Genomic DNA, 2052 nt, shown 5'->3' with positions numbered 1-2052 from the left:
GTAATATGCTCAAGAAGCTTCTTGCGCTTTCTTTGAATTTTCACGGGCAGTATCAGGAATTTAACAAGGGGTGTTGATGGAAAAGATGGCCTCTTTGCTGGGGTAGGTGAAGGGATACAGAGAAAAATCCGCCCGTGTATTTTAAGAGTCCGTTCTTTTATGAAGAACGAAATGTCGTTGTTTATTCATACCTCGCGTTTAAAAGAAATATCTTGCGAATGTCTTCAAGTCTTATTTCGCGACGATACTCATGAATACTATCATGTGAAATCTATCGGCTATCTTTGCTTAATACAAAATGCAAACTGGGGGTTATTGCTTTAATTTTCTCATTTTCAATGTTGCAACTGCTTTTCCTTTGGCGTTTGAGATCGTTTATAAGAGGTATTTTGTTTATACGTTTCTTTGCTGTGATATGTGAGGAAATGATTTTGATGAGCTTCATCATAAATAGATTTGAGATGAGAGAATCTTACGGTATTTGAGGCTCTCGTTTGGCTTGCAAAAAAATGATCATTATAAATCAATGTGTTGAAATTTTATCCTCAAGAAAATGCATTTCTTGCATCTTCTTTTGATTTTCGCAGGTGATGTCAGTTTTCTTAAAAATGGGAATGCGTTGACAGAAAAGATTGTCTCTTTGTTGGGGATAGGTGAAGGGATACAGAGAAAAATCCGCCGCCGCGTGGTGAATATTTTTAACCTTATCACATTGATTTATCATGATCATTGTTTTGTATGTTGGGCGAGAGCCCCTAAAACCCTATTCTCTCTTTTCAAATTTGTCCCATGTTGAATCAAGCAAAATCATTCGCTAGCACGTTGCAAGCAGGGAGAAGCCTGTGTGGATAAATTTTATAAGAAAGGAATAAAATGGCTCTTATGAAATCTCTCTCTCGTGCCAAAGGGGGGCGTCACATCCACAAGCTGGTAAAGCGTGTGATAATGCCGGCTCGCAGAAAATGTTTAAACCTTCAGAATGCTATGTCAGCGCTTATTGATGTTGGCTTGCTTAATGAGGCGTTGTTGTCGATATTTTTTCTGTTGTTTCAACAGAAAGAATGGAGACAAGTGCACCGGTATGATAATTGTAAATCATAAATTTTGTTTGTCCATCAGGGGTTAAAATTTTCAGTACAATATTGTGCTCTGAGAGGCTTTGCGACAAAATTTGTGTTTTTTCTGGTAGAGAGAGCGTATGATGGATAACGTGTGGGTTTTTGCTGAGAGAGGAAGATCGCTCTGTTTGTTTTGGCGCTGATCCCGTTGTTATCACTTTATAAACAATTATAAATAGTACGGTCAGAATAAGGAAGAGCGTTATTAAAACGGAAATAATCATTAACCCCATAAGTTTTTTTCTCACCCGTTCTACAGCAGGATCTAAGGGGAGATCTTGAGGCAGAGTACTTTGCTCTGTGTGATGGTCTTTTGAAGGGTGCATTCGCTTATTATCTATCATGTCTTCCATTGATTATTTTTTTGAGATCTGATGGGTTTATGCTTTTAAAGTTTTTTGTGCAAGAGATTTGTGGAAGAAGAACGCAGAAGAGAAGGCAATGTTGGTAAAATGTCTTCTTTGTGGACTGTAGACAGCTTGTCCTTTACGTTTTGGCTTTTAAGCAGGAAATTTCCATGGTTTGTTACAGACCAGATCAACTTTACTTCTTGTTGATGTAAATTGGGGTGTACGTTTATACATTGGGCAAAAATTTGTTGTCCATAAAGTGCAAACTTTTTTGTGGACGGTATCATGGCTTGTTCACAGGCTTGAGCCGTTGGGTAGATTTTAACCATTGTATTGTTTGAATAGCAACTGTTAAAATCATCTGTACATGAAACCAATAAGAGGATAAAAACAAGGGGGTTCATAAATTATTTTCCAAACAACAGGTTGACAGCATAGACTCGAATTTGTCAGCCTAGAGGCTTCTTCATTGTTAAACGTTTTCAAAGTTTTTTAGTTCCCAAGCGCAGTTCCCAAGCGCAGTTCCCAAGCGCAGTTCCCAAGCGCAGTTCCCAAGCGCAGTTCCCAAGCGCAGTTCCCAAGCG

2 protein-coding genes are annotated in these 2052 nt (G+C 38.5%); both read right to left on the bottom strand.

Annotated elements, in window-relative coordinates:
- Positions 1 to 1012 precede the first annotated feature (1012 nt).
- A complete protein-coding gene (locus ACFILW_RS07520) occupies positions 1013 to 1462 on the bottom strand; it encodes a hypothetical protein (RefSeq protein ID WP_375622700.1) in 450 nt (149 codons plus the stop codon).
- 44 nt (positions 1463 to 1506) lie between these two features.
- Entirely contained in the window at positions 1507 to 1872 is a 366-nt protein-coding gene (locus ACFILW_RS07515; RefSeq protein WP_375685449.1) for a hypothetical protein, read from the bottom strand.
- Between the last annotated feature and the right edge of the window lie 180 nt (positions 1873 to 2052).

Origin of the sequence: Bartonella sp. TT110JLCBS, assembly GCF_042193405.1 — a bacterium.
In the GTDB taxonomy this organism is placed as follows: domain Bacteria; phylum Pseudomonadota; class Alphaproteobacteria; order Rhizobiales; family Rhizobiaceae; genus Bartonella.
This window is presented reverse-complemented; position numbering and strand designations above follow the sequence as displayed.